Here is a 26,040-nt window from a genome sequence, read left to right on the forward strand (position 1 = left end):
GGGTCCGCGGGCCGTACCCTGCGTGACCGTGACCGGAGACCAGCTCGACGTCGGCGTGGGACCGTGGCCCGGGGACCCGCCGGACGACCCGCGGTACGACCCCGAGCTGCTCGCCGAGGGCGACCGGCGCAACGTCGTCGACCGGTACCGCTACTGGCGGCGCGAGGCCGTGGTGGCCGACCTGGACCGGCGGCGGCACGACTTCCACGTCGCGATCGAGAACTGGCAGCACGACTTCAACATCGGCACGGTCGTCCGCAACGCCAACGCCTTCCTCGCCGCCGAGGTGCACGTCGTCGGCCGCCGGCGGTGGAACCGGCGCGGTGCCATGGTGACCGACCGCTACCAGCACGTCCGGCACCACGAGACCATCGAGGAGTTCGTCGCCTGGGCGGCCGGACGGGAGTTGCCGGTCGTCGGCATCGACAACCTGCCCGGCTCCCGGCCGCTGGAGACCACCACGCTGCCCCGGCGCTGCGTCCTGCTGTTCGGGCAGGAGGGCCCGGGCCTGTCCGACCCGGCGCGTGCCGCCTGCGACCAGCTCTTCTCGATCGCCCAGTACGGCTCCACCCGGTCGATCAATGCCGGCGTGGCCAGCGGCATCGCCATGCACGCCTGGATCCGTACGCACGCCGGGCCGCCGCCGGGCTGACCGCCGTCGCTCGCCGGCCTCGGGCTCGCGGGAACTCAGCCGACCCGCGGCACCGAAACCGGCGCTCCGCTTGACGGGGCGGCGTGCGGGGGTGACGGTGGGATGGTGAGTGTCGCGGTGAGTTGCCCGAAATGTGGTGGGCCGGTGCGGGCGCCGGACCTGATGCACACCGAGTCGCGCTGCCTGGACTGCGGGCCGGTTTCCCCGCTGCACGTGCCCGAGCACATCGGGACCGAGATCGTGGCCAGCGTGGTGGAACGGATCGTCGCCGCCGCCGACCCGCCGGCCCGGCCGAGGACGCCGCTGTGGTGCCCGTGGCCGCTGCCGACGGGCTGGACGATGACCGGGGTGGCGTACGCCGGCGACGACCGCACCGGGGTGCGCGCCACGGCGGTCGCCTGCGCCGGGCCGGAGCCGCTCGGCGGGGGCCCCGCGGACCTGGTCTTCGTCGCCGAGGAGCCGGGCGTCGGCCTGGGCACCCGGTTCGCGGGCCTGGCCGGCCCGGATCCGGGCCCGGAACTCGCGCAGGCGTTGACCGATCCAGGGCCGGGGCATCCGGAGCATGTGGGGCAGGCCAGGATCAAGGTGGCCGGCCATCCGACTCCACTGTGGCTCGTGAACTCGCCGACGGATCGAAGCGCGTACGCCGGCGAGGCTCGGGGATTGTGGCTCCATGCGATAGCCTGGCCGGCGAGTGCGGGTCACCTCCTCGCGGAAGAAGTCGTGTTGCACGACCTGACCGAGTGGACACCGCCCGAGCTCGTGTACGGCGCACCGTCTCCGTATCTGCACGGGAAGGCTTGACGGGTCCTAGGGCTTGACAGGCATCCCGGAATGTCGGAGAACGGACGCAGATATTCACTGTACGACACCACACTGATACTCTGGGTGCCGCTGCGGTAATGGGACCCGGCGCCGCGCGAGAGGATGGCCCGCCATGGTCAAGAAGGTCCTCACCTGGGCCGGAATCGCATTCTTGATCTTCTTCGTCGCATACCGGCCAAATTCTGCGGCGGACGTGTTCAAGTCACTGGGCGGCGGGATCATGGACATCGCCCAGGGGTTCGGCGACTTCTTCACCAGCCTCGTCGCCTAGCCGCCGATGGGAAACCCCTCCGGTCCACCCTTCGATCCCGACGATCCCGATCGGGAGCGCCGGGAGCGGGACACGGAGCCGATCCCCCGGATCGGCCCCGACGACGGGCCGGGCTACGGCACCGGTCCGGGTCTCTCCGACGGTCCCTCCCTCTCGGACGACGCCGGCTTCGGCGACGGCCCGGCGTACGCCGGGGAGGGGCGGTCCGGTCGGGCCTGGGTCCGTGACCCGGAGGCCGGCTACCAGCCACCGCAGATCTCCGAGGACGAGCTGGCCGGTCTGCGGGCCGACGCTGCCGGCATGGCGCCCCGCCGGGTGCTGCCGTTGGAGGACGAGCCCAGCTCGCTGGTGGCGCGCTACCTCTTCCCGACCGAGCGCTACCGGGGCGAGTGGAAGCGGCACTGGATCCACCTCTCCACCCCGCTGCTGGTCGGCATCGCCGCGACCTTCGTGCTGGGCTACCTCTCCGGCTTCCTCGCCGGGCAGGACGTGGGCGCGCTCACCACGATCGCGGTGCTGCTCTGGTTCGCCGTGATGGGGTGGGTGGCCTGGAAGGTCGCCGACTGGTGGTACGACCGCTTCATCCTGACGAACAAGCGGGTGATGGTGGTCAACGGCATCATCACCCGGCGGGTCGCGATGATGCCGCTGGTCCGGGTCACCGACATGAAGTACGAGCAGAGCCCGACCGGCCGGGCGCTCAACTACGGCACCTTCGTACTGGAGTCCGCCGGCCAGGAACAGGCCCTGCGTGAGATCAAGAACCTGCCCAACCCCAACGAGCTCTACCTGCGCGTCGTCGAGGAGATGTACGAGCCGCAGGCGGTCGAGGCGCGGCTGGGCAAGGAGGCCGACGAGGCCAAGGCCGACGACGGGGCGTGAAACTTTTCGTCCGAACATCGGAGGAACTGCGCACCGTTCGCCGTCGACCCGACCACCCCCGGCATGGCAACCTGCCAGGACAACGGGGCGCGGAGGTGGCCGGTGGTGAGCAGGGATCCCCTGGAGGAGGAGTTCCGCGACTTCGTCGCGGCCCGCTCCGGCGCCCTGCTGCGCACCGCCTACCTGCTCAGTGGCGACTGGGCCACCGCCGAGGACCTGTTGCAGACCGCGTTGACCAAGACGTACCTGGCCTGGAAGCGGCTCGGCGGGATCGAGGCGATCGAGCCGTACGCCCGCCGCGTCATGATCAATACCTCGACCAGTTGGTGGCGGCGGCGCTGGCACGGTGAACGCCCCACCGACGTGCTGCCGGAGCGGGCCGGGATCGACGAGATCGAGCAGCAGCTCGACCGGGACCTGCTCTGGCGTCACCTGAGCGCGCTGCCCAGCCGGCAGCGGGCGGTGCTCGTGCTGCGCTTCTACGAGGACATGTCCGAGGCGCAGACCGCCGCGCTGCTCGGCATCTCGCCGGGCACGGTCAAGAGCCAGACGTCGCGCGCCCTGGGCACCCTGCGCCGCCGGATGGGCGCCGAGGCCGTCCTCGACCTGCCGGCGGCCGGGGCCGACCCGACCCCGGCCCTGCCCCGGGCCGACGGCACCGACCGCCCCGCCCCCACCCGCGACGGCGCCGACCGTCCCGCTGCCGCGCAGGGCGGCACCGACCGTTCCGCTCCGGTCCGCGGCGGCGCGCCGGTCGGCCCGTCGACGGCCTACGGGGCGCCGACGATGGTGGTGGGCGAGGACGCGGCGGCCGTGGTCGCGGCGACGAACGCCCCGTCGCCGCTGATCGCGCCGGCCACGGCGGGCAGGCCGGACGGCACCACCACCGCCGCCCTCGGCCGATCGGCAGGCGCCACCGCCCCGGGCCGGTCGGGAGGCGCCACCGCCCCGGGCCGGTCGGGAGGCGCCACTGTCCCGGGCGGCGGCGCGACCGGGCTTCCGGCACAGCCGGCCGCCGTTGCTCCGGCGTCGGACGCCGGGCGTGCCACGTCGGCCGCCGCACTGACCGAGGAGTCGGCGGGCGATCCGGTGCCCGTCGCCTCGGGGGCGCGGGCCGGGGCGGGGTCGCGTACCGCCCGTGACGAGCAGCGCGGCCGGCAGGCCGCCCTCCCGGTCGTACCGGCCGGCTCCGGAGAGCACCGGTGAGCCGTCCCGTCGGTCGTGGTGACAACCGGACCGAAGGCCCGACGCGTCCATTCGCCGTGACCGAGGACGAGCTGGCGCAGGCGCTACGGGAGACGTTCGCCCGTCGGGTGTCCGTCGCGCGTCCGCTCGTCGCCGATCCGGCAGGACTGGCGATCCGGCGGGCCGACCGGTCCCGGCGCCGGCGGACGTTGACCGGGATCGCCCTCGCCGCGGTGGCCACCGTGACGGTCAGCGCCGGAATGGCCCAGCTCGGGCAGCAGCCCGGGCGGCCCACCCATCCCACCGTGGTGCTCGGTGACCCGTACGCCTCGCCGTTGCCGGACCCGACCCCGCAGCCGTCGGCCGCCTCGCGGACCGACCTGGGGCGGGGCGAGGTGGACCTCATCCTCAACGACGTGCTGGTCACCGCCGGCGGGCAGCGGCTCGCCCTGCCCGACGTGGGCACGGCCGCCGAGCGTGCCCAGCGGCTCCCCGACCGGGCCGGCTGGGCGGTGGTGGGCGCGCCGACGGCGGCTGGCCGGTCGCTGTGGATCGTGCTGTCGGACGGCAAGGCACACCTGCTCCTGGCCGGGGCGCGGGACATCGTCCTCAGCCCCGACGGGCGGCAGGTCGCCTGGCGGGAGGGGACGGACCTGGTCGTCGCGGGCATCGTCGGCACCCAGGTCGTGGCCGCCGCCCGCACCCCGGCGTCGCCCGACGCGGTGCCGGTCGCCTTCGCCGGGGACACGGTCCTGGTCCGCCTCGCCCCCGACCGGCCCGGTCACGCCCTGTGGCGCCCGGCGGCGGGTCCGCCGCGCGGCGCGGGCGACGCCGCCCTGTACGTCTACGGCACCCGCCCCGACGGGCTGGCGGTCGCGCTGATGTCCGCCGGCACCCCCCGCCGGCCCTGTGTCGCCCTGCTCGACCCGGCCCGGGACCTCGCACCGGTGCGGACCGGATGCGGGCCGACGCTGACCGGCGACGCGGCCGGCGGGGTGTCCGCCGACGGGCGGTGGCTCCTGGTCAACGGAAAGGCGGGCCGGCAGGACCGCGCGCTGCTGGTCGACCTGGACCAGCTCGCCGCCGCACCGGTGACCCGCCCGGCCGGTCCGCCCGTGGCCGGGCCGGTGGCGTGGACGCCGCAGGGGACGGCCCACTATCCGGCAGTGGACGGCGCCCTGGTGCGCGTCGAGGTGAGCCGCGTGCTCGACGGCGAGGTGGCCGTGTCCGTGCCCGTCACCGGCCTGGCCGCCGGAGAACGCGCGGTGCCGGTGGGCGCCGACCGCCGTCCCTGACCGCGCCCGCGCGCCCGGGGCGGGCCGCCGGCCGGTAGCGTCGGGCCGATGAGCGCGGCACCGCGGATCGACCTGCACACCCACTCCACCGCCAGTGACGGCACGCTCAGCCCGGCCGAGCTGGTGCGGGCGGCGGCGGAGTCGGGGCTGGACGTCGTGGCGATCACCGACCACGACACCACGGCCGGCTGGGCGCCGGCCCTGGCGGCGCTGCCGGCCGGGCTCAGCCTGGTCCGGGGCGCGGAGCTCTCCTGCCGGTGGTACGGCGAGGAGCCCGCGCTGCCGCTGCACCTGCTGGCGTACCTCTTCGATCCGGACGCCCCGGAACTCGTCGCGGAGCTGGCCCGGGTGCGGGCCGCCCGCGAGGAGCGGGGCGAGCGGATCGTGGCGCTGCTGCGGGCCGACGGGATCGACGTGAGCTGGCCGGAGATCCTGACCGGCGCGGGCGGCGGGACCGTGGGCCGGCCGCACATCGCGCAGGCGCTGATCCGGGCCGGCCTGGTGGCGACCACGACGGAGGCGTTCGGGCCGGACTGGCTGGGCGAGCGCTACCGGCTGCCCAAGGAGGACATCGACGTCTTCCGCGCGGTCCGGCTCGTGCGCGCGGCGGGCGGCGTGCCGGTCTTCGCCCACCCCCGGGCCACCCGGCGGGGGCGGATCGTGCCTGACGAGCTGATCGCCGAGCTGGCCGCCGCCGGCCTGGCGGGGCTGGAGGCCGACCACGAGGACCACTCCCCGGCCGAGCGGGCGCACGTGCGGGCCCTGGCCGGCGAGCTCGGCCTGCTGGTGACCGGCTCGTCGGACTTCCACGGCACCCACAAGACCGTCCGGCTCGGGGCGTTCACCACCGACCCCGGGGCGTACGAGCGGATCGTCGCCGAGGCGGGCGGAGTGACCGAGGTCGCTTCCGGCTGATCCGCGTTTCCGCCTCCGGCGGCGCGGCTACGTTGATCACGTGGATGCCAAGCTGTTCGGCGAGGTCTTCGTGACCCTGCTGGTGATCGTCGACCCGCCGGGCATGATGCCCATCTTCCTGGCGCTGACCGGCCCGCTGACGGCGCGGGACCGTAACCGCGCCGCCTGGCAGGCCGTCGCCCTGGCGCTGGGCGTGATCGTGATCTTCGCGGTGGCGGGGCAGACGCTGCTCGACTACCTGCACGTGGACCTGCCGGCGTTGCAGGCCGCCGGCGGGCTGCTGCTCATCCTGGTGGCGCTGGAGCTGCTCACCGGCAAGGCCGACGACCCGAGCCAGCAGGTCACCTCGAACATCGCCCTGGTGCCGCTGGGTACGCCGCTGCTGGCCGGCCCCGGCGCCATCGTGGCCACCATGCTCTTCGTCCAGCAGGCCGACGGCGGGGCGGACGTCACGGCCATCGCCGCCGCGATCGTGGCCGTGATGGCCACCGTCTGGATCGTGCTGCGGTTCTCCGGCGGGATCGTCAAGATCCTGCGGCCCGGCGGGATCGAGGTGCTGACCCGGATCGCCGGCCTGCTGCTGGCCGCGATCGCGGTGCAGCTCATCGCGGACGCGGTGGCCGCGTTCGTGACCCAGTACGCCAACATGACCTGACCGGCGGCCGCTTCTGTCGGGGGTGGATGGCAGGATCGCGGTGTGCGACGAGCCTCTTCAGCCGGACGGTCCTCCACCAGCGGCGGCCGGGCGCCCCGGCCGCGCGGCGACCAGCCCGAGCAGCTCGGCTTCGAGGGCATGCCGGAGCGGCTCTTCGTCTGCACCCCGAGCAAGCTCGGCGCCTACGCCGACTGCCCCCGGCGCTACCGCTACTCCTACGTCGACCGTCCGGCCCCGCAGAAGGGCCCGCCGTGGGCGCACAACTCCCTCGGCGCGAGCGTGCACACCGCCCTGAAGAACTGGTATGCGCTGAGCCCCGAGCGGCGTCGGCCGGAGGCGCTCGCCGCGTTACTCAAGGGCACCTGGGTGCGCGAGGGCTACCGTGACGACGAGCAGGAGCGGGCCGCCTACCGGCGGGCCCTGGGCTGGCTGGAGTCCTACGTCGAGACCCTGGAGCCCGGGGCCGACCCGCTCGGCGTGGAGCGGGTGGTGGCGGTCAAGACGGCGGTGCTCGCCTTCAACGGCCGGGCCGACAGGATCGACTCCCGCCCCGGTCCCGACGGCCCGGAGCTGGTGATCGTCGACTACAAGACGGGCCGCACGGGGCTGGACGCCGACGACGCGCGCGGCTCGCAGGCGCTGGCGCTCTACGCGTACGCCGCCGAGCGGGTGTTCCGCCGGCCGTGCCGCCGGGTGGAGCTGCACCACCTGCCGACCGGCACGGTGGCCGCCCACGAGCACACCGTGGAGTCGCTGGCCCGGCAGCTCACCCGGGCGGATGAGACCGCCCGCGACATCATGGCCGCCGAGCGGGCGGTCGCCGACGGGGAGGACCCCGACGAGGCGTTCCCGACCACGCCGGGCCCGCGCTGCGGCTGGTGCGACTACCGGCGCACCTGCCCGGTCGGGGCGCAGGCGCCGGGCAAGGAGCCGTGGGCGGCCGTCGAGCGCGCCACCGACCCGGTGGTCGCACCCGCGACCGACCCGGCACCCGGCACGGACTGACCCCCCCCGCAGGCCCCCGGCAGGGACTGACCACCCCCGCAGGCACGGTCACCCTGCCGGCGACACGGTGCCGGCCCGGGTGGCACAGGGCGCCCACCAGGCAGCCGGTTCGGCCGTGGGATCAGGCCGGCGTGCCGGCGAGCCGGGCGGCGCGTTCCTTGGCGGCCTGCTGCAACGGTCCCTCCCGCCACCGGCGGGGCAACGTGGCGAGGGTCAGCCGCAGCGCCCGGACGCTCAGGTCGGCGGAGAGCGCGGTCGTGGGCAGGCCAAGCCCGCCGTACATCCGTCGGGCCCAGGCCGGCAGCAGCGCGAGCGCCGTGCCGGCGATGCCGAAGTACGCCCAGCGGGGCGGCCCGAGGTTGAGCCCGATCCGGGCGGGCAGGCTGAGCTTCCACGGGATCGGCGGCGCGGTGAGGAAGAGCGCCGTCTCGGCCGCCTCGCGGGTCATCCGCAGCTCCGGACGGATCCGCCGGTAGTAGTCGGCCACCTCGGCGGCGGTGCCCGGCACCGTCGCCGGGTCCAGGCCGACCAGGGCGGCGGAGCGCCGCTGCTCGGTGTAATAGCCGTCGATCTCGTCGGCGGTCAGGGGCAGTCCGGCCCGGCGGGCCGTGTCGAGGAACGATTCGACCTCGGTGACGTGCACCCAGCGCAGCAGCTCGGGATCGTCGACCCGGAACTCCTCCCCGGTGAACAGGTCGGTGGCCCGCAGGCGGGCGTGCCGGCGGCGTACCCGGAGCCCGGCGGCCTCCGCCTCGGCGGTGGTGCCGTAGATGGTGGTGCCCACGTAGGTGGCGGTACGCACCAGGCGGCCCCAGGCGTCGGAGCGGTAGCTGCTGTTCTGGGCGACCCCGGCCATGGCCCGGGGATGCAACGACTGGAGGTAGAGCGAACGCAGGCCGGCGACGATCAGGATCGGCTCCTCGTGCACCTTCCACGTGACCGAACCCGGACCGAAGAGGCCGAGGTCATCGGAGTCCACCGACCAAGGGTGCCACGCGCTGCCGCCGTGCGCCGCGTGGAGAGCGGTCGGCCGTCAGTCGTCGGCGGAGCGGCGGGCCTGGCAGGTGGGGCAGAGGCCCCAGAACGTCACTTCCGCCTCGTCGACCTCGAACCCGTGGGCGATGTTCGGGTCCAGGCAGGGCGCGCTGCCGACCGCGCAGTCGATGTCGGCGATCTCACCGCAGCCCCGGCAGACGACGTGGTGGTGGTTGTCGCCGGCACGGGCCTCGTAGCGGGCGGGGCTGCCGGCCGGCTCGATGCGGCGGGACAGCCCGGCGCGCGACAGCGCGCCCAGCACGTCGTAGACCGCCTGGGTGGAGACCGAGTCGATGCGCTCGCGCACCTGGCGGGTGATCTCGTCGACCTCGAGGTGGCCGCCGGCGGCCAGCACGTCGAGCACGGCGAGACGCGGCCGGGTGACCCGCAGGCCCCTCGACCGGAGCAGTTCCTCGCCACCGGGCATGTGCCAATGACAGCACGCGGGTCGGGGACCGACAACCGGCCTCCGGCGCGGGGTGGCGCCGGCCACAACCCGGGCCGCACGAGCCGGCCGTCGCGTCGGCGGGCTGCTCGCCGGGGAACGGTGAACCGGACCGGCTCCGGGCCCGTGTTCCCGGTCGAGATTGACTGGGCGGGTCGACCGGCGCACCGTACGCTGGCCCCGCGACCGCGTACGCCGGAGGTGTGGATGTTCAAGGAGATCCTGGGTCTGCCGGCCCACGTGCTGGTGGTGCACGCGGTCGTCGTGCTCGTGCCGCTGCTGGCCCTGCTCTCCGCCGCGTACGTGGCGTTGCCCCGGTTCCGGGCGCGGCTGGACTGGGCGGTGGCGATCCTCGCCGTGGTGGCGCCCGTGTCGGCCTTCGTCGCGGTCGAGTCGGGGGAGGAGCTGACCGACGCGTTCCTCGCCCGGGGCATGCAGGGCCCGATCGTGGAGCAGATCTTCGCGCACTCGCGCTACGGCGACATCCTGTTCCGCTGGGTGCTGCCGCTGGCCGTGGCGTCGCTGCTGCTGCTGTTCGTGACGAGCGGGCACCGGCGGGTGCCGAAGCTGCCGTCCTGGGTGACCCCGGTGCTCTCGGTCGCGGTGGTGGCGTTCGGCGTCGTCAGCCTCGTCTACGTCTACCTGACCGGGCACTCCGGGGCCGAGACCGTCTGGGGCAACACCCTCTGACGTCCCGCCGGCCGCGTCGGGCCGAGGGGCGGCGCGGGCCGCGACCGGGCCGAGGTCAGAACACGAGCCGGGTGCAGAGCACGCAGACGAGGACCACCAGCACCACGGCGGCCACCGTGCCCACGCCGTACGTGAGTCGTTGCGCCCGCTGCTCCGCCGCGTCGAGTTCCGCCATGTCCTGGGCCGGCAGTCGCCGGGGCGGTGGCGGTCGCAGGTGCACCGGTGGGCGCCACCCGGCCGGTGGCGGGGTGGTCGCGGGCGGGCCCGCGTAGCCGCTCCCACGCGCCGGGGGCGGCGTGGCCGGCCCCGGCGGCGCGCCCGTGGGCCGCTCGGGCGAGCCGTCGGGCCGTCGCCAGTAGTCGTCCGGGGCGCCGCCGGAGGTGGGGGTCGTCACGCCGTCCGACGCTACCAACGCCCCGGCCCGGCGGCCGGCCGGACGCGGCGGCCCGGCGGTTCGTCGGCGCTCCCGCCGGTGGTTGCTGCGCTAGTCTTGCCGCTCGTGAGCATCACCGAGGATCCGGGCACGCCGGCGGTACGCGGCGACGACGACCGCGCCGTCGACCTCAGCGACGACTTCGTGGTGCTGCCGGAGCAGACCGCCGACGACACCGACCGGGGCTGGGGCGAGCGCTCGGGCGGCAACGACGACTGGCTGCTCGCGGAGCGCCCCCCGCACTGGGACTGAGCGGCTCACCGCCGCCCGGCGGCGCCCTGTCGGGGACCGCGCCGGGCTGTGGACGACGGGCCGGGCTGTGGACGACCGCGCCGAACAGTGGACGACCCCCGCCGGGCTGTGGACAACCTCCGCCGGGCTGTGGACGAGCGCGGCCGGCCCGGGGACCGGCCCACGGTTCGAGGGCCGGCCCCCGGGCCGGGGCGGCGTGGGTCAGGAGGAGCTGGCGCTGCTGGCGGCCGGGGCCTTGCCCCCGCCACCGGTGGAGCCGCCCGAGCCCGACGACGGGGACGAGCCCGACGACGAGGACGAGGAACCGGCCGACGAGCCCGACGACGAGGACCCGCCGGACGAGCCGGAGTCACCGCCGGAGGACGAGTCGGACTTCGCCGGCTTGGCGGCGGCACCGCTCTTTGCGCTCTCCGAGCCGGACGAGCGCGAGTCCGTGCGGTAGAAGCCCGATCCCTTGAACACGATGCCGACGGAGTTGAAGACCTTCCGCAGCCGCCCCTCACACGCCGGGCACTCGGTCAGCGGTGCGTCGGAGAAGGACTGCACCGCCTCGAGCTGGTGGCCGCACGCGGTGCAGGCGTACTGGTACGTGGGCACGTTCTCCTCCGGATCTGGCCACGGCCGGTTGGCACTCGACGTATTCGAGTGCCAATGGTGCGTCATCGCCCCCGGATTCGTCCAGCGGAAGTGTGGGGCGCGACACCCGCCACGCCCCCCGGGGCGGCGTCCAGCGTACGCAGGCCGTCGGCGGGCGTGACGACCGCGCGTACCGGGCGGTCGTGCGGCTCGGCGGGAAGCGCCTCCATCAGCTCGCCGTCGTGTAGCGGGACCACGGTCAGGGCGGTCGCCGGCACCCGGGCCAGCGCCCGGTCGTACGAGCCGCCGCCCCGGCCCAGCCGCCGCCCCCGGCGGTCCACCGCCAGCGCGGGCAGCACCACGAGCTGCGCCCCGGCGACCGCTGCCCGGCCCAGCCGCGGCCCGGCCGGCTCGCGCATGCCCCGCCCGGCGGCCACCAGCCCGGCCGGCCCGCTCCAGGCCGCCCAGTCCAGGTCGAGGTCGTCGCGGAGCACCGGCAGCAGCAGTTCCCCGCCCGGCGGCAGCGCCGCGTGCAGCACCGCTGGCAGGTCGGGCCCGCCCGGCTCGGAGCCGACCGGCACGTACGCCGTCATCCGCAGCGGGCGCAGCCGGCGTACGAGTGCCACCAGCTCGGCCTGCACGCGCCCGGCGGCGTCGGCGCGGCGCGGCGCGCCCAGCGCCCGGCGGCGGGCGAGTACGGCGGCGCGCACATCCCGCTTCGCCTCTTGCGCTCCATCAGAAAAATCGGGCACGCAACACTCCTGACGCAACGTTTGTCGCCTGGTGGCTCTGTGTCAGCATCGCAAGCAACGGCGGCGTAACTTCCGGGGGGACCGAGTGACGCTACGCGGGCGGTTGACCACAGCCTTCCTGGCGGTGGCGCTCGGCCCGGTGGTGCTCGGGGTGATGTTCGTCGGGGCGACCGTGGCGGCGGTCGACTCGAGCCGCTCCACCGAGCGGCTCGCGGTGGCCGCCGCGACCGTGCGCACCTCCGTCGACGCCCTCTGCCAGCAGCTGCGGGCCGCCGCCGACGCGGTCGCCCTGGCCGGCGACCGGCCGGCCGCCGCGAGCCAGGTGGTCCGCCGTGGCCTGGCCGCCGCCGTGCGGGTCGCCGACGTCACCGGCCGGGTCACCTACGCCAGCCCCGGCGGCCCTGCGGGGCCCTGGCGGGACTGCGCCGACCCGCCGTCCGCCGGGCCGGTGCGGGCGCTCGCGGCCCGGGCCGACCTGCGCGACCGGGCCGGCGGGCCGCTCGGCACGGTCACCGCCGCGCAGCCGGTCGACCCGGCCTTCGTGGCGCGCCTCGCGGCCGTGACGGGGGTGGCGGTCACCCTGATCGACGACGGCGCGGCGCCCGTCCGGCTCGCCCACAGCACCGAGTCGACCGGCGTACGCGACGCCGTGCTCGCCGCCGCCGACACGCTGCACGGCGAGCGCGTCACCGAGACCCCCGACGGCCGGTACGTCCGCCTGGTCGGCCCGTCCTCCGGGCAGCCCCTGCCACTGGTGCTCTCCGTCCCCAGCGAACGACCACGCGGCCTGTACGTCGCACTGGGCTCGGCGGTGCTGGTGGCGACCCTGCTGGCCGTGGTGGCCGCCTGGCGGCTGGCCCGGGTGACGACCCGCCCGCTGGTCGAGCTGGCGGGCGCGGTGGACCGGGTGGCGCGCGGCGACCTGACCGCCCGGGTGCCGGTGCGCAGCCGGGACGAGATCGGCCGGCTGGCCGGCGCGTTCAACCGGATGACCCGCGAGACGGGCACCTACGTGGCGGCGCTGACCAGCAGCCGCGACCAGCTGCGCGGGCACCTCGCGGTGCTGGGGGACACCCTGGCCAGCACGCATGACCTGCAACGCATCCTGCGGGTGATCCTGCACAGCGCGATCGCGGCGACCGGCGCCCGGGCCGGGGCGGTGCTGCTGGTCGACGACGGCGGGGTGCTCGTCGCGCAGTGCACCGAGGGGCTGGACGGGCCCGACCCGGCGGACGAACCCCCGGGCCCGTTGCGGGTGCCGCTGGGCAGCGGTGTGGTGGGCGCCGTCGCGGCGACCGGGGAGCCGCGCCGGGGGCGGGTGGAGCCCTCCGTCGCGCCGCCGGGGGAGCCGCACTGCCGGACGTACATCGCGGTGCCGTTCGCGGCCCCCGGCACGACGGGCCCGCCCGACGGCACCGCCCGCGACGGGCCCGCCCCACGCCCCGGGGCGGAGCCGGCCGCCCCCGCCGGGGCGCTCGGTGTGCTGGCCCTCTACGACCGGCTCGGCGCGGACGAGTTCGACGACGACGACCTCGTCACCCTGCGCACCTTCGCCGGCCACGCCGCGGTGGCGGTGGACAACGTCCGGGTGCACGAGGAGGCGCAGCGGCTCTCGCTGACCGACCCGCTCACCGGGCTGTGGAACTACCGCTACCTCAAGGAGTCGATCCGCCGGGAGGTCGAGCGGGCGAGCCGGTTCGGCCGGATGCTCAGCGTCCTCGCCCTCGACCTGGACCGGTTCAAGGACGTCAACGACACGTACGGGCACGCGGCCGGGGACGCCGTGCTGGCCGAGTTCGCCCGCCGCGTGCGCGGCGAGATCCGCGAGGTCGACCTCGCCTTCCGGCAGGGCGGCGAGGAGTTCGTGCTGCTGCTGCCGGAGACCGACGCCCGGGGCGCGGCGATCGTCGCGGAGCGGCTCGGCGCGGCGGTCCGGGACACCCCGATCACCGCCGACGGGCACGGCGGGGCGGCCGTGGACATCGGCGTCACCGTCTCCGTCGGCATCGCCGTGCACCCCGACCACGGCAGCACCGGCCAGCAGGTGCTGGACGCCGCCGACGACGCCCTCTACGCCGCCAAGGCGGCCGGCCGGGACACCTGGCGCATCGCCGAGGAGCGGGCCGGACCCCCGGCGCGGGAGATCCCCGTCCCGGCCACGGCGGCCACCCCCGAGGACGGTCTGCCGCGCGCCGGCGCTCCCCGCCAGCCGGTGCGGGCCCGCCCCGACGCGGCCGATCCGACCGACGCCACCCCGGGGAGCGCGCCGGCCGCGCCCGACCCGGTGCGGCCGGGTCCCTGCGGCGGCGCGTCTTCCGGTCCTCACCCTCCACGACAGAGCCGTGGCCGATAGTCTCGCGACATGTCGGAGCACTCAGCGAACCCCTCATCGGCGACCGCCGCAACCGGTCGCTCCCGCGCGGTCAAGGCCGTCATCCCGGCCGCCGGTCTGGCCACCCGGTTCCTGCCGGCCACGAAGGCGGTGCCCAAGGAGCTGCTCCCGGTGGTCGACCGGCCGGTGCTGCAGTACATCGTCGAGGAGGCCACCCAGGCCGGCATCGGCGACGTCCTGCTGATCACCGGGCGGGGCAAGACGTCGATGGTGGACCACTTCGACCGCCGCCCCGACCTGGAGGCGCGGCTGGAGGCGAAGGGCGACGCCGAGCGGCTGGCCGCCGTGCGCGGCCCCAGCGAGCTGGCCGAGATCTACACCTGCCGGCAGCCCGAGCAGCTCGGCCTGGGCCATGCCGTCGGCTACGCCGAGTCGCACGTCGGTGACCAGCCCTTCGCGGTGCTGCTGGGCGACGAGTTCGTCAAGCCGGCCGAGCCGCTGCTGCCGGCCATGCTGGAGCTCCAGGCGCGCACCGGCGGCGTGGTGCTGGCCTTCTTCGAGGTCGACCCGGCCGAGACGAAGCGCTACGGCATCGCCTCGGTGGAACCGGCGGAGGCGGAGCTGACAGACATCGGCGAGGTCGTCCGGGTCACCGGCATGGTGGAGAAACCCAAGCCGGAGGACGCGCCCAGCAACCTCGCGGTGCTGGGCCGCTACGTGCTGCCGGCCAGCATCTTCGACGCCATCCGGCGGACGGAGCCGGGCAGCGGCGGGGAGATCCAGCTGACCGACGCCATGGAGCTGCTGCGCAGCGAGGGCACCCCGGTGCACGCGATCGTCTACCGGGGCACCCGCTACGACACCGGCATGCCGCTGGGCTACCTCCAGACCGTGGTGCAGATCGCCGCCGAGCGCGACGACCTCGGCGCCGAGTTCCGCAAGTGGCTGGCCGAGTTCGTCAACTCCGACGCGTCGGGCGTGACTGGTACATGACAGCGTCGGCCGACGCCGAGGCGGCCGCGAACGAGTTGACGCCGCTCGCCGACTACCTGGGCAGCGTGCTGCGCAGGTTACGCGCGCTGCCACCGCTCGACCTCGACCTCACCCAGGCGCACGGCAACGTCCTCGCCGAGGACGTCGTCGCGCCGCACTCCTTCCCGGCCTTCGACCAGTCGGCCGTGGACGGGTACGCGGCCCGCTGGGAGGACATCTCCGGAGGGGGTCGGGGCGTGGGCTACGTCCCGACCCAGTCCGGCGGGCCGGGCGGGCGCAACGTCCGGCTCAACGTCGTCGGCGACCTCGGCGCGGCGAGCTGGCGGCCGGTCCGGCTCACCCCGGGCGCCTGCTTCTCCGTCGCCGCCGGGGCGCCGCTGCCGCTGGCCGCGGACGTGGTCGTCCCGGTCGAGTGGACCGACCAGGGCATGGCCGCCGTGGAGATCTTCCGCGTGCCCAAACGGGGGTACGGGGTGCGCCGGGCCGGCGAGGAGCTGCCCGCCGGCACCCTGCTGGCCCGGGCCGGCACCTACGTGTCGCCGGCGCTGGTGGCGGTCTTCGCCGCGACCGGCATCGGGCACGTCGTGGTCCGGCCCAGCCCCCGCGTGGTGATCGTGGCCACCGGCGACGAGCTGGTCGACGTGGGCCGGGGCAGCCAGCCCGGCCAGACGGTCGACGCCAACTCGCACGCGCTGACCGCCGCCGCGGCCGAGGTGGGCGCCCTGGCGTACCGGGTGGGCATCTGCGACGACGATCCGGAGGGGCTGCGCGGGCTGCTGGAGGACCAGACGCTGCGCGCCGACCTGATCATCACCACGGGTGGGACCGGCACCGGGCCTGGCGACATGGTGCGACGGATCCTCTCCCGGCGCGAGGGCAGCCGGGCCGGCCCGGTCACCTTCACCGAGGTCGCGCTCTACCCCGGCACCTCGCTCGGTTTCGGCACGGTCGGCGCCGAGGAGGTGCCGGTGGTCTGCCTGCCCGGCGACACGGGCTCCGCCCTGATCGGGTTCGAGGTGCTGGCCCGCCCGGCGATCAACCTGCTGGCCGGGGCGGAACCGGTGTTCCGGCCCAGCGTCCGCGCCCACCTGCTGGAGACGATCTCGTCCCCGGTGGGGCTGCGCGAGTTCCGCCCCGCGCACGTCGCCGAGCGGCGCGGCGGCGGCTACACGGTGCAGCCGCTCAACGGTGGCCCGTACACCCTCTCCGGGCTGGCCGAGGCGAACGGGCTGATGGTGCTCGGCGAGCGGGTGACCAGCGCGGCGGCCGGATCCACCGTGGACGTCCTCCTGCTGGACCGGCGCCGGTGAGCGCGAGGAGTGAGCTTGCGAGCCCCGCAGTCGCGAGCGGAAGGTCAGCTCGGTGAGCGCGAGGAGTGAGCTTGCGAGCCCCGCAGTCGCGAGCGGAAGGTCAGCTCGGTGAGCGCGGTCCGGGCTTCGGTTTCGTCGGTCGTGAGCGGAAGGTCTGTTCCGTGAGTCTGTTCGGGGTCGGGCGGGCGCCGGGGTGGCCGGCGGTGCTGGCCGACGGGCCGGTGCTGCTGCGGCCCTACCGGCGTTCGGACGCCGCCGCCTGGTCCGAGGTGCGCCGCGCCAACCGGGAGTGGCTCGCGCCGTGGGAGTCGTCCGTGCCGGGGAGCTGGCACGAGCTGAACTCGCCGGCCGCGTTCCGCTGGGTGTACCGCGACCAGCGCCGGTCGGCGCGTACCGGCGAGGGGATGCCGTTCGCCGTCTGCCTGCGCGAGGACGGCCGGGACCGGCTGGTCGGCCACCTCAACGTGGGCAGCATCGTGCGGCGGGCGTTCTGCTCGGCGTACGTGGGCTACTGGGTGGACTCCCGGGTGGCCGGTCGCGGCGTCATCCCCACCGCGCTCGCGCTCGCGGTCGACCACGCGTTCGGCGTGGGCGGGCTGCACCGGGTCGAGGTGAACATCCGCCCCGAGAACCGGCCGTCCCGGCGGGTGGTGGAGAAGCTGGGCTTCCGCGAGGAGTCGTACCACGTGCGCTACATGCACATCGACGGTGCGTGGCGGGACCATATCGGATACGCGATGACCAGCGAGGAGGTCGCCGCCGAGGGTGGGCTGCTGGCCCGCTGGCGCCGGCTCCGCGCCACCACGGGGTGAGGCGTCCCACGCACGGGATCGGCGCGGCGTGTCAGCATCCGCGTCCACGGCCCGTAACCTCAAGTAACTGCAAGCTGTGGCAAGCGCTGCTCCACCCGTACGATCCGCGCACCCGACCACCATCGGTGGAAGATCCTGCGGCCGGGCGGCGGTTGCTCCGAATTCGGTGACGGGAGGGGTGAGGGTGCCGACCTCGGTGCTCCTCGCCGTCCTCGCCGCCGCCGGTCTGCTCGCCCTCGCCCCGGCGCTGGTTCGCCGGTACGACGCCACCGAGCGGCTGGTGGCGGAGCGGGCGCAGTCGACGGCGCGGGTGCTCCAGCGCCGCCGGCGGCGCCGCACTGTGCCGGGGCGCCGCCCGGTGCACCCGCCCCGCAGCCTCATCATCACGCTCAGTGAGGACGCGAACACGGGCGGGCTCTCCGCGCCGGTCTCCGCGCCCCCCGTGACGCGTCGGTCGAAGCGGCTGCGCGCCGTGCCGCCGGCCCCCCGCAAGGGCCGCCGCCGGCCGCCGCCCCGCCGACAGCACACCCCCGCCGTCTACCGCCGCCGTCGGGTGCTCGCCGCGCTGCTGCTGCTGAACTTCGTCGAGCTCATCGGCGTGATCGTGGTCAGCCCCGGTTTCTGGATCAGTTTCGGGGTCACCGCCGCGCTGCTGGTCGTGTACGTCGTACACCTGCGGCGGCTGGCGCTGGCGGATCGCCGGCGGCGGCGGGCGCAGGCCCGCGAGGCGGCGTGGCTGGCCGCCCGGCAGGCGGAGGTGCGGCGGGAGCAGGCCCGCCGGGCGGCGGCCCGCCGCGAGGCGCAGCGCCGCCTGGCGGCCCAGCGCGAGGTGGTACGCCGTGCCGCGATGGGTCTGGACCGCCCGGCGGACCTGCCGGCGGCGGCCAACGGCGGCTCGGTCTCCTACCGCCGCTCGGGTGGCCTGCGCGGTCGCCCCTACCAGTCCGGCCGCGGCTCCCACTCGGCCTGACCCTTACGTCAGTTCGGGGCCGGCAGGCGGTAGACGGACACGTGCGACCGCGAGTCGGCGGTGAACTCGGTGCCGGACCAGTCCGCGTGCCGGCTCTCCAGCTCGAACCCGGCCAGCTGACCCATGAGGTCCAGCTCCGCCGGCCAGATGTAGCGGTGCGGCGACCGGAACAGCCGGGCGTGCGTGCTCTCGTCGAACCGGAAGTGGTGCGACACGACCTGCTGCCGCAGCACGTCGTAGGTGTCCAGGCCGATGTACCCCGGCTCGGACGACCAGACCGTCGCCTCCTGACCCGGCGGGAGCTTGCGCAGCTCCGGCACCCACAACTCGATCACGAACCGGCCGCCCGGGGCGAGGTGGCGGGCGGCGTTGCGGAAGCAGGCCACCTGCTCGGACTGGGCGAGCAGGTTCGAGATCGTGTTGTAGACGAGGTATACCAGCGAGAACTCGCCCGGGGCGGTGGCGGTCGCCATGTCACCGATCACCACCGGAACGGTCGCCTCGTCCACCTTCGTCCGCAGCCGCTCCACCATCGGGCGGGACAGCTCGATGCCGCTGACCGGCAACCCGCGCGCGGCGAGCGGGACGGCCACCCGGCCGGTGCCGACGGCGAATTCGAGTGCCGCCCTGCCGCCGGCCAGCTCGGCCAGCCGGTCCACGGTCGGCCCCAGCACCTCGGGGGCGAACATGCCGGTGCCGGGGGTGTCGTAGCGGCGGGCGGTGTCGTCGTTCCAGACGTCTTCCTGTCGCATCCGCCCCACGCTTCCCACCACCGCCCGCGATGTCCACCGACTTTCGCGCCCACCGGCCGCCCCCTGCTTGGGGTCCTCTTCGAGATCTTGGTGGCTGGCGGCCCCCGGAGGGGCCGTTTCGTGCCAAGATCTCGGCGCGCGGGGGGGTGGATTCGCGGCGGGGGCGGTGAACCTGTTAGCCTTGGAGCCGGCCCGCCCGGTGAAAGCCGGGTGGGACCGATGCCGGTCCGCCGGCGGAGGGGTTGTGGCGCAGTCCGGTAGCGCACCTCGTTCGCATCGAGGGGGTCAGGGGTTCGAATCCCCTCAACTCCACCCATTTCGAAGGCCGTTTCCGTTCGTCGGAGACGGCCTTTTTCGATCTCGTACGGCAGCGCGCCGTCACGGCTTGACCGCCCGGGTGGCGAAGTAGCCGGGCAGCCATCCGGCGGTGGCGTCGGAGTGGTGCGGCGCCTCCTCGAAGCCGACGATGACGAAGCCGGCGGCGAGCTGACCGCCGATCTGCGCGGTCATCGTGTGGCTGTACTCCAGCGGCGCGTCCGCGCCCCACAGGCGTTCGCGTTCCGCCGCCGGGACATGGGTCAGGTCGCTGTACGGCAGCCGGTGGCGCACCACCAGTTCGCCGCGCTGGTCCAGCGCCTCGTTGTCGAAGAGGAAGACGTCCGGGTTGAGGAAGCCGGACAGCAGCGTCCCGCCCGGTCGCAGCACCCGGAAGCACTCCCGCCACACCGGCGCGAGCTCGGGCACGAACAGGTTCGACACGGGGTGGAAGACCAGGTCGAACGAGGAGTCCGGGAACGCCGACAGGTCGCGCATGTCCCCGAGGACGGTACGCAGCTCCAGGCCGTCGCGCCGGGCGACCGACTCGTCCTGTTCGAGCTGACGCGGCGAGTTGTCGAAGACGGTGACCCGGGCGCCGGCGGCAGCCAGCGTCGGACCCTGCTGCCCGCCGCCCGAGGCCAGACACAGGACGTCCGTACCCGCGAGTTCGGCGGGGAACCAGGAGCGGTCGACGGGCTGGTAGCCGATCAGGACGACCGACCAGTCGCCGGCCCGCGCCCTGGCGATCGTCTCGCTGGAGACGGGGCGTGACCACTCGTTGCCCTGCTCGACCTGCCGGTCCCAGGCGGTGCGGTTGTGTGCTACCGGGTCGAGAGGCATGGCCCCACGTTACAGAGCTGGACTGACCAGGCTGGGCGCGCTACGCCGCGCCACCGGTGTCACCCCGGCACGCGCCCGGACGTGCCGATGACAGAGTGGTACTCGTGGGCAGTGCGACCGGGCGCGAGATTCGCTGGGTCGAGTCGGCTTGGCAGCGTCGGATCACCAGGGTGCGGCGTCTCACGGGTGGTTGCACGTCCACCATGCTTGGCCTGACCGGACACGACGGCGAACAGGCGGTACTCCGACTGATGACGAAGGAGCCGTGGCGCCGACACGCTGCCGGGCTGCTTTCCAGGGAGGCGGCTGTCCAGCACCAGCTGCAACGGTCATCGATCCCAGCGCCTCGAAGTGTCGCCCTCGATCTGTCCGGGGACTCCGCCGGGGCACCGGCACACCTCATGTCCTGGCTGCCCGGACGTCTGTGCCTGACCTCTGCCGCGGACGGCATCCTGGAGGCGATGGCGCAGGTCCTCGTCAGCATCCACCAGTTCGCGCCCGGCCGGGACAGGCCACGGCTGTACCAGTCCTGGGCGGCGCCGGACAAACGAGTCGTGCCGCCGTGGGCGCAGCGGCGACAGCTCTGGCATCAGGCGTTCGAGCTGCTGGACCAACCCGGACCGGCCTATGCCGGTACGTTCCTGCACCGAGATTTTCATCTGGGGAATCTGCTGTGGTCGCAGGGGCGCGTCAGCGGCGTCGTGGACTGGGTCGAGACATCGTGGGGACCGGCGACCCTGGACGTGGCACATGCCGCGACCTGTCTGGCGATGTTGCACGGCGTTGAGGCTGGAGCCAGATTCACGAACGCGTACCGTCGCCGGGCTGATGACCGTCCCGACGAGGACGAGTGCCGGTACTGGAACGTCATGGACATCGTCGGCTACCTGCCGGACCCGGTGAAAGTCGTCCAGCCATGGCGCGACTCCGGACTGAGCATCAGTGACGACCTCGCTCGCAGCCGACTCGAGCAGCGGCTTGAGCACGTTCTGCGAGCTCACTGACGACCTGACCGGCTCCCGCTCGGTGCCGCACCCGCCCACCCACCATGGCTGCGACGCTGACGCGCCCGGACTCGCCATGGAAATAGATCGATGCCTCGTCGGTGCGGTCTCCCGCACCGACGAGGCAATGACTTGGCGGCGCTACCTACCTGACGATCGTGACCGTCGCCGAGCGGTAGTTCCTGCCGTTCCGGCGACCACCACGACGATGGCGACACCGAGGGCGACCGGACGAAGGCCTACGGGCGCAGGTCGACCGAGACGTGCCCGGAGAGGGCGCGGAGGAAGTCGGGCGCGTCGAAGATCGCGCCGGCGGAGGCGACGCCGACGGTCCTGGTCCGTCCCGTGAGGACACGGTCGACGGCCTCCACGGCGAGAGGCGCACTGACGGCGTAGATGTCCTGGCCGCTCGCCACGGCACGCCGTCGCACACCACCGTTGCGCACGACGGCGTCGACGACGAAGGTCTGCGCGGACCGTCCGCTGTCGTCGACGGCGGTCGGTGCCGGTGTCGCCGGGGCCGCCAGTTCGCCGGCCGCTTCGACCGTCATGTAGGTGCAGACCTCGGGGATGGCCAGGTGGCTGGGGACGGTGACGATGTCGGCCATGCTGAACTCGCCGATCACGGCCCGGGTTCCCATCGGCTCGGGGAAGGGCCACCGCACAGCCGGCGGGGCGTCGTCGCGGTACTCCAGTCGTCCCTGGCTGAAGCGGACGCGCCGGCCGTCCCTGCGCTGCCGGGAGACCGTGCCGGCGGCGCGGGTCCCGGGCGTGGGATGCCAACCGCTCAACCCGTACGCGACGTGGGCCTCGTCGGCCGCCGTCCAGTCACCCATCGCCGCGGTGACCAGCAGGTCGCCGAGGCCGCCGAAGAAGGCCATCGCGGGGACCACCACGGTTCCCGCGGCACGGGCGCGATCGGCGAAGTGCGTGAAGGTGTCGAGATTGGCCTCGATCTCGGCCGCCACGTCCACGTACGGGATCCCGGCGCGCAGCGCCGCCTCGATCACGGGGGCGGCGGTCACGGCGAAGGGCCCGGCGCAGTTGACCACCGCGGCCGCGCCGGCCAGCGCGCGGTCGAGCGAGGCCGGGTCGTCGACCGGGGCCGGCCGGATGTCGAGACCCGGACAGGACGCCGCGAGCGCCCGCAGCTTGTCCGCGTCACGTCCGCAGAGCAGCGGTACGAACCCGCGAGCGCGCAACTCCGCCACCACGAAGCGCCCGGTGTGCCCGTACGCGCCGAAGACCGCAACCGTCCGACCCGATCCCATCAGCTCTCCCAGTTTCCGTGCCTGATTGATCAACTCCGTTCATCCTGGTGGCGGTGGATCGGCGGCGCGAGTGTCTGGAACGACACCTGCCGTACAGTTTCGGACATGGCTACCGTCACGCTGGCCGTCACCGACGGGATGCTGCACTTCGAGCTGTCCCTGGCGTACGAGGTCTTCGGCGCCGACCTGACCGGTGTGGTCGACCCCTGGTACGGCGTCACCGTCTGCGGATCGGGCGCGGTGCGGGTCGGCCGGTTCCGGCTGGAGCCCGACTGCGGGCTCGACCAGCTCGTGCACGCCGACACGGTGATCGTTCCCGGGTGGGTCGACGTCGACGTGGACCCGCCCGCCGACCTCGTCGACGCGGTGCGCGCGGCCCACGAGGCGGGCGCACGGGTGGCCTCCCTGTGCACGGGCGCGTTCGTGCTCGCCGCCGCCGGCCTGTTGGACGGCCGACGGGCGACCACGCACTGGGCGCACACCGAGGCCCTGGCGGCCCGTTATCCCCGGGTGCAGGTCGATCCGGACGTGCTCTACGTGGACGACGGCAGCGTGCTCACCTCCGCCGGCAAGGCCGCCGCGATGGACCTGTGCCTGCATCTGGTCCGCCTCGACCACGGCTCGGCGGTCGCCAACACGCTCGCCCGCCGCCTGGTCGTACCCCCGCACCGGGCCGGCGGCCAGGCCCAGTACGTCACCGCCCCGGTGCCCGACCAGGACGACCATCCGCTCGCCGAGCTGTTCTCCTGGGCGATCGAACGGCTCGACCACGCGTTGACCGTGGAGGACCTGGCCCGCCGGGCGAACATGAGCTCGCGCAACCTGGGCCGCCACTTCCGGTCGGTGGCCGGCACCACCCCGCTGCAATGGCTGCTGACACAGCGGATCCGGCACGCCCAGGAGCTGCTGGAGACCACCGGCGACAGCATCGACGCCATCGCGGCGGCCACCGGCATGGGCACCGCCGCGACGCTGCGCCGGCACTTCAACCGCACCGTCGGCGTGCCCCCGGACACCTACCGCCGCACCTTCCGCAGCACCCGGTCCGGCGCGCGTTGACGAGCCACCACGGGGCCGGCGCGGCCCTGCTCCGGCCGCCCGCCTGACCCGTGTACCGGTGGCCGCTTGCGGTCCCCTTGGCGACGTCACACGCGCGCCGGGCTCCTCCGCGCGGCGGCAGGCAGGGGCCGCAGGGTGAGCACCTCGCCGAGCCCGTCGACGTGGGTCAGCCTGGTGGCGAACGCGGCGCTCAGGGTGCGTCGCAGGTAGTCCAGCACCGCCGGCCCCGGGGTGAGCGGCGCCGATCCGGTGTCGCCCGTGCCGACCAGGTGCACCTCGCGGGCGAGCCGTCCGGAGGTGTTGACGAACCGGCAGAGGTCGTCCCACCGCAGGTACCGCCAGAAGTCGACGCTGACCACCGCGTCGAGGCTGGCCGGCGGGATGGGCGGGTCCACGCCGACCAGGTGGTGGTTCGTCGGGCCCGGCGGGGCGGCGTAGTCGAAGGTCAGCGCCCCGGTCGGCAGGTCGACCTGATCGCTGCCGGTGCCCACCCACAGCACGCGGGGGCCGGGCAGGCGGTCGGCGAGCCGGTCGAACGCCGGCCCGATCCGGCACGTCGAGCGCCGCGCGCAGTCGGTGGCCGCGGAGCGGTAGTACACGATGCGCTCCAGCGAGTCGTACACGTCCAGCAGGCCGTAGAACTCCCATTCGATGACGTGGTACTGCCCGGTCAGGAGGCTCCGGTTGGCCGCGAAGTCGGACCAGTTGCGGTCGGTGTTGCGGTGGTGCGGGAGGTGGAAGGCGCGGGCCTCGTCGTCGAAGGCGAAGTTCAGTTCGGTCACGCCGAGGTGCCGGTGCACCCGGTAGAACAGCTCGATGTCCTCCAGGCCCCAGCGCAGCCCGGAGCGTTCGTCGAACCCCCCGGCCCGGTCGAAGAGGTCCCGGGCGAGCGAGATGTTGTGGGTGTAGGCGAGCGCCCAGCCCGCCCGGAGCCACTCCGCCCCCGGGGGCTGACCGTGCGGGAAGCGCAGGTCGCCGGCGCGGTCCGCGCGGCGGCGGGGGACGTCGGCCATCTCCCGGTCGTCGAGGGCGGCCTCGACGTGCTCCAGGCTCAGCTCGTCGCGCCGGCCCATCAGCACGGCGGGCCGGCCGGCGACCGCGTGGTGGGCCAGGTGGCGCTCCAGCAACTGCGGGGAGGCGTACGAGTCGGCGTCGAGGAACAACAGCAGCGGCGCCCGGGTGTGCCGGACGGCCTCGTTGCGGGCTGCGGAGCGTCCCCGCCGTCGGGGGAACTCCAGCAGGCGGAGGTCGAGACCGGTGGCGGCCTCGACGGCGTCGGCGTAACCGGCGGGGGAGCCGCCGTCGCGGATGACCACCACCTCGAAGCGCTCGGGGCTCACCGTCTGTCGCGTCAACGACCGCAGCGTCAGCGCCAGGCACTGCGCGTCCTGGTAGGTGGGTATGACCACGCTCAGCTCGACCGCGTCGTTCGTCCGTGCCGTCATTCGACTTCCCCGTCATGGTGGTGGTGCGCGATTTCCGTCGACGCGCCTCGCGCGGGAGCGCGGCCCGGCCGGGTCACGCGTAGTGGTTCACGTTCCGGCCAGGACCGTCGTCGTCGACGGTGCCGGTGGGAGCTAAGCAGCGCGCCAAATGAGGATCAATCGATTCGTCGATGTCTGGGGTGCGATCAGTGGATCGACAGGGGTCCCGACGACGCCGGGTGACGAACGCGGGGCGCGGCGTCGAGGAGACCCGGCGACCCGGCCGGCAACCGGCACCGTACGGGGACGGGCGCGCGTGCGGCCGGTCACTACGCTGCGGCCCGTGGAGCGGATGGCGGGTGTGTTCTGGATGGGCGGCTGCGCGGCGGTCCTCGTCCTGCTCGTGGCGGGCGTCGTCGCGCTGGTCGTGGCGTCCCACCGGCGGGAGCGGGAGCGGCGGGAGCACTGGCGACAGTGGGCCGCCCGGTACGGCTGGACCTTCGCCGAGCGGCCCCAGATCACCTGGACCGACCGGGTGCCGGGCCGCAACCGCCGGGGCGTGCGGTTCGCGCTGACCGGGACGTTGCAGGGCCGACCCGTCTGCGTGGCCGAGTACGCGTACACCGAGACGCACAGCTCGACCGGCGCGGACGGCAACCAGACGACCACCACGCACACCCACACGTACGTCGTCTGCTCGGTGTGGCTGCGGCGGTCGTTCCCGGCGCTCGCGGTCGGACCGCGCCACGCGTTCTCGAAGCTGGGCCGCGCGCTGTTCGGCAGCGACACCTTCGCCACCGGGCACGAGGAGTTCGACCGGCAGTGGCGGGTGGCCGCGGCGGCCCCGGGGCAGCAGGCGCTGGTCGGGCCGACCCTGATCGCCGCGCACCTGGCGGGAGCGGTGCCGGCTTGGAGCGTGCGGGGGGCGGAACTGGTCACCTACCGGCGCGGCCGGCTGGAGGACGCCGCCCTGGTGCCGTCGCTGGTGACCCCGCTGATCACGGTCGCCGACCTGCTGGAGCAGGGCCGCTGACGAGCGCCGACCCCCGACGGGACGGCCGGCGGGAAGAGCGCGGGAGGCCGGACC

The 26,040-nt window shown here is 74.6% G+C and carries 28 protein-coding genes, 1 tRNA gene and 1 pseudogene; 21 read left to right on the forward strand and 9 right to left on the reverse strand.

All coding sequences use genetic code 11. From position 1 onward, the window contains the following. Window positions 1-28: 28 nt before the first annotated feature. The 9 genes from ACN27A_RS25525 to ACN27A_RS25565 all read left to right on the forward strand — a co-directional run bounded on the left by ACN27A_RS25525 (window position 29) and on the right by ACN27A_RS25565 (window position 7,685). Window positions 29-652 (forward strand): TrmH family RNA methyltransferase, encoded by a 624-nt coding sequence (locus ACN27A_RS25525; RefSeq protein ID WP_311410700.1) that lies wholly within the window; start codon window positions 29-31, stop codon window positions 650-652. Between the two features lie 102 nt (window positions 653-754). Beyond that, on the forward strand, window positions 755-1,456 hold the full coding sequence (locus tag ACN27A_RS25530; RefSeq protein ID WP_421457143.1) for a DUF6758 family protein: 702 nt from the start codon (window positions 755-757) through the stop codon (window positions 1,454-1,456). 133 nt (window positions 1,457-1,589) lie between these two features. Beyond that, window positions 1,590-1,748, forward strand: coding sequence for a hypothetical protein (locus tag ACN27A_RS25535; protein WP_007455302.1), 159 nt, complete (start codon window positions 1,590-1,592; stop codon window positions 1,746-1,748). Between the two features lie 6 nt (window positions 1,749-1,754). Beyond that, window positions 1,755-2,630: a PH domain-containing protein gene (locus ACN27A_RS25540; RefSeq protein ID WP_132231592.1), complete on the forward strand. Its 876-nt coding sequence runs from the start codon at window positions 1,755-1,757 to the stop codon at window positions 2,628-2,630. A 105-nt stretch (window positions 2,631-2,735) separates the two neighbouring features. Then, window positions 2,736-3,836 (forward strand): SigE family RNA polymerase sigma factor, encoded by a 1,101-nt coding sequence (locus ACN27A_RS25545; RefSeq protein WP_421457144.1) that lies wholly within the window; start codon window positions 2,736-2,738, stop codon window positions 3,834-3,836. A 56-nt stretch (window positions 3,837-3,892) separates the two neighbouring features. Further along, window positions 3,893-5,110, forward strand: coding sequence for a hypothetical protein (locus tag ACN27A_RS25550; RefSeq protein WP_421457145.1), 1,218 nt, complete (start codon window positions 3,893-3,895; stop codon window positions 5,108-5,110). Window positions 5,111-5,158: 48 nt separating this feature from the next. Beyond that, the gene (locus tag ACN27A_RS25555; RefSeq protein WP_421457146.1) at window positions 5,159-6,025 is read left to right on the forward strand and encodes a PHP domain-containing protein; all 867 of its coding nucleotides are present in this window, start codon (window positions 5,159-5,161) and stop codon (window positions 6,023-6,025) included. 40 nt (window positions 6,026-6,065) lie between these two features. Then, on the forward strand, window positions 6,066-6,680 hold the full coding sequence (locus ACN27A_RS25560; protein WP_393170256.1) for a MarC family protein: 615 nt from the start codon (window positions 6,066-6,068) through the stop codon (window positions 6,678-6,680). A gap of 138 nt (window positions 6,681-6,818) precedes the next feature. After that, window positions 6,819-7,685 carry a RecB family exonuclease gene (locus ACN27A_RS25565; protein WP_421458600.1) on the forward strand — a complete coding sequence of 289 codons (867 nt, stop codon included), beginning with the start codon at window positions 6,819-6,821 and terminating at the stop codon, window positions 7,683-7,685. A 121-nt stretch (window positions 7,686-7,806) separates the two neighbouring features. Here ACN27A_RS25565 and ACN27A_RS25570 read toward each other — a convergent pair whose 3' ends face one another. Together ACN27A_RS25570 and ACN27A_RS25575 are read right to left on the reverse strand one after the other, a co-directional pair. Beyond that, entirely contained in the window at window positions 7,807-8,664 is an 858-nt protein-coding gene (locus tag ACN27A_RS25570; RefSeq protein ID WP_421457147.1) for an oxygenase MpaB family protein, read from the reverse strand. 54 nt (window positions 8,665-8,718) lie between these two features. Further along, complete coding sequence (locus tag ACN27A_RS25575; protein ID WP_421457148.1) at window positions 8,719-9,147, reverse strand: Fur family transcriptional regulator; 429 nt, start codon at window positions 9,145-9,147, stop codon at window positions 8,719-8,721. Window positions 9,148-9,372: 225 nt separating this feature from the next. Between ACN27A_RS25575 and ACN27A_RS25580 the strand changes: the two genes are divergently transcribed. Further along, window positions 9,373-9,855 (forward strand): DUF2231 domain-containing protein, encoded by a 483-nt coding sequence (locus ACN27A_RS25580; RefSeq protein ID WP_421457149.1) that lies wholly within the window; start codon window positions 9,373-9,375, stop codon window positions 9,853-9,855. A 55-nt stretch (window positions 9,856-9,910) separates the two neighbouring features. On the opposite strand, the gene ACN27A_RS25585 is transcribed toward ACN27A_RS25580, so the two are convergent. Continuing rightward, entirely contained in the window at window positions 9,911-10,249 is a 339-nt protein-coding gene (locus tag ACN27A_RS25585) for a hypothetical protein (protein WP_421457150.1), read from the reverse strand. A 96-nt stretch (window positions 10,250-10,345) separates the two neighbouring features. On the opposite strand from ACN27A_RS25585, the gene ACN27A_RS25590 reads away from it, so the two are divergent. Further along, window positions 10,346-10,540: a hypothetical protein gene (locus tag ACN27A_RS25590; RefSeq protein ID WP_311410673.1), complete on the forward strand. Its 195-nt coding sequence runs from the start codon at window positions 10,346-10,348 to the stop codon at window positions 10,538-10,540. Between the two features lie 67 nt (window positions 10,541-10,607). Further along, complete coding sequence (locus tag ACN27A_RS25595) at window positions 10,608-10,982, forward strand: hypothetical protein (RefSeq protein ID WP_421458755.1); 375 nt, start codon at window positions 10,608-10,610, stop codon at window positions 10,980-10,982. A gap of 62 nt (window positions 10,983-11,044) precedes the next feature. Here ACN27A_RS25595 and ACN27A_RS25600 read toward each other — a convergent pair. Together ACN27A_RS25600 and ACN27A_RS25605 are read right to left on the reverse strand one after the other, a co-directional pair. Further along, window positions 11,045-11,203: pseudogene (locus ACN27A_RS25600) on the reverse strand (FmdB family zinc ribbon protein); the annotation flags it as partial. Next, complete coding sequence (locus ACN27A_RS25605; RefSeq protein ID WP_421457151.1) at window positions 11,200-11,868, reverse strand: 5-formyltetrahydrofolate cyclo-ligase; 669 nt, start codon at window positions 11,866-11,868, stop codon at window positions 11,200-11,202. The gene ACN27A_RS25605 and the pseudogene ACN27A_RS25600, both read right to left, overlap by 4 nt. Window positions 11,869-11,953: 85 nt before the next feature. On the opposite strand from ACN27A_RS25605, the gene ACN27A_RS25610 reads away from it, so the two are divergent. The 5 genes from ACN27A_RS25610 to ACN27A_RS25630 all read left to right on the forward strand — a co-directional run bounded on the left by ACN27A_RS25610 (window position 11,954) and on the right by ACN27A_RS25630 (window position 18,285). Continuing rightward, complete coding sequence (locus ACN27A_RS25610; protein ID WP_421457152.1) at window positions 11,954-14,221, forward strand: diguanylate cyclase; 2,268 nt, start codon at window positions 11,954-11,956, stop codon at window positions 14,219-14,221. Between the two features lie 9 nt (window positions 14,222-14,230). Then, window positions 14,231-15,193 (forward strand): UTP--glucose-1-phosphate uridylyltransferase, encoded by a 963-nt coding sequence (locus ACN27A_RS25615; RefSeq protein ID WP_132231570.1) that lies wholly within the window; start codon window positions 14,231-14,233, stop codon window positions 15,191-15,193. Beyond that, on the forward strand, window positions 15,190-16,503 hold the full coding sequence (gene glp / locus ACN27A_RS25620) for a gephyrin-like molybdotransferase Glp (protein ID WP_421457153.1): 1,314 nt from the start codon (window positions 15,190-15,192) through the stop codon (window positions 16,501-16,503). Before ACN27A_RS25615 ends, glp begins: the two co-directional genes overlap by 4 nt. 161 nt (window positions 16,504-16,664) lie before the next feature. After that, on the forward strand, window positions 16,665-17,315 hold the full coding sequence (locus tag ACN27A_RS25625) for a GNAT family N-acetyltransferase (protein WP_421457154.1): 651 nt from the start codon (window positions 16,665-16,667) through the stop codon (window positions 17,313-17,315). A 178-nt stretch (window positions 17,316-17,493) separates the two neighbouring features. After that, on the forward strand, window positions 17,494-18,285 hold the full coding sequence (locus ACN27A_RS25630) for a hypothetical protein (RefSeq protein ID WP_421457155.1): 792 nt from the start codon (window positions 17,494-17,496) through the stop codon (window positions 18,283-18,285). 8 nt (window positions 18,286-18,293) lie between these two features. On the opposite strand, the gene ACN27A_RS25635 is transcribed toward ACN27A_RS25630, so the two are convergent. Further along, window positions 18,294-19,037 (reverse strand): class I SAM-dependent methyltransferase, encoded by a 744-nt coding sequence (locus tag ACN27A_RS25635; RefSeq protein WP_421457156.1) that lies wholly within the window; start codon window positions 19,035-19,037, stop codon window positions 18,294-18,296. 238 nt (window positions 19,038-19,275) lie between these two features. Between ACN27A_RS25635 and ACN27A_RS25640 the strand changes: the two genes are divergently transcribed. Beyond that, a tRNA-Ala gene (locus ACN27A_RS25640) sits at window positions 19,276-19,349 on the forward strand. Between the two features lie 66 nt (window positions 19,350-19,415). Here the strand turns inward: ACN27A_RS25640 and ACN27A_RS25645 are convergent. Beyond that, window positions 19,416-20,195: a class I SAM-dependent methyltransferase gene (locus ACN27A_RS25645; protein ID WP_421457157.1), complete on the reverse strand. Its 780-nt coding sequence runs from the start codon at window positions 20,193-20,195 to the stop codon at window positions 19,416-19,418. A 104-nt stretch (window positions 20,196-20,299) separates the two neighbouring features. On the opposite strand from ACN27A_RS25645, the gene ACN27A_RS25650 reads away from it, so the two are divergent. After that, the gene (locus tag ACN27A_RS25650; RefSeq protein WP_421457158.1) at window positions 20,300-21,199 is read left to right on the forward strand and encodes a phosphotransferase family protein; all 900 of its coding nucleotides are present in this window, start codon (window positions 20,300-20,302) and stop codon (window positions 21,197-21,199) included. Between the two features lie 239 nt (window positions 21,200-21,438). On the opposite strand, the gene ACN27A_RS25655 is transcribed toward ACN27A_RS25650, so the two are convergent. Continuing rightward, a complete protein-coding gene (locus ACN27A_RS25655; protein ID WP_421457159.1) occupies window positions 21,439-22,470 on the reverse strand; it encodes a saccharopine dehydrogenase family protein in 1,032 nt (343 codons plus the stop codon). 105 nt (window positions 22,471-22,575) lie between these two features. On the opposite strand from ACN27A_RS25655, the gene ACN27A_RS25660 reads away from it, so the two are divergent. Continuing rightward, window positions 22,576-23,529 (forward strand): helix-turn-helix domain-containing protein, encoded by a 954-nt coding sequence (locus tag ACN27A_RS25660; protein ID WP_421457160.1) that lies wholly within the window; start codon window positions 22,576-22,578, stop codon window positions 23,527-23,529. 86 nt (window positions 23,530-23,615) lie between these two features. Here the strand turns inward: ACN27A_RS25660 and ACN27A_RS25665 are convergent, their stop codons facing one another. After that, the gene (locus tag ACN27A_RS25665; RefSeq protein ID WP_421457161.1) at window positions 23,616-24,974 is read right to left on the reverse strand and encodes a glycosyltransferase family 2 protein; all 1,359 of its coding nucleotides are present in this window, start codon (window positions 24,972-24,974) and stop codon (window positions 23,616-23,618) included. 322 nt (window positions 24,975-25,296) lie between these two features. On the opposite strand from ACN27A_RS25665, the gene ACN27A_RS25670 reads away from it, so the two are divergent. After that, window positions 25,297-25,986, forward strand: coding sequence for a hypothetical protein (locus tag ACN27A_RS25670; protein WP_421457162.1), 690 nt, complete (start codon window positions 25,297-25,299; stop codon window positions 25,984-25,986). The last annotated feature ends 54 nt before the right edge of the window (window positions 25,987-26,040 follow it).

This window comes from Micromonospora sp. WMMD737, from assembly GCF_049179055.1.
GTDB lineage: Bacteria > Actinomycetota > Actinomycetes > Mycobacteriales > Micromonosporaceae > Micromonospora > Micromonospora reichwaldensis.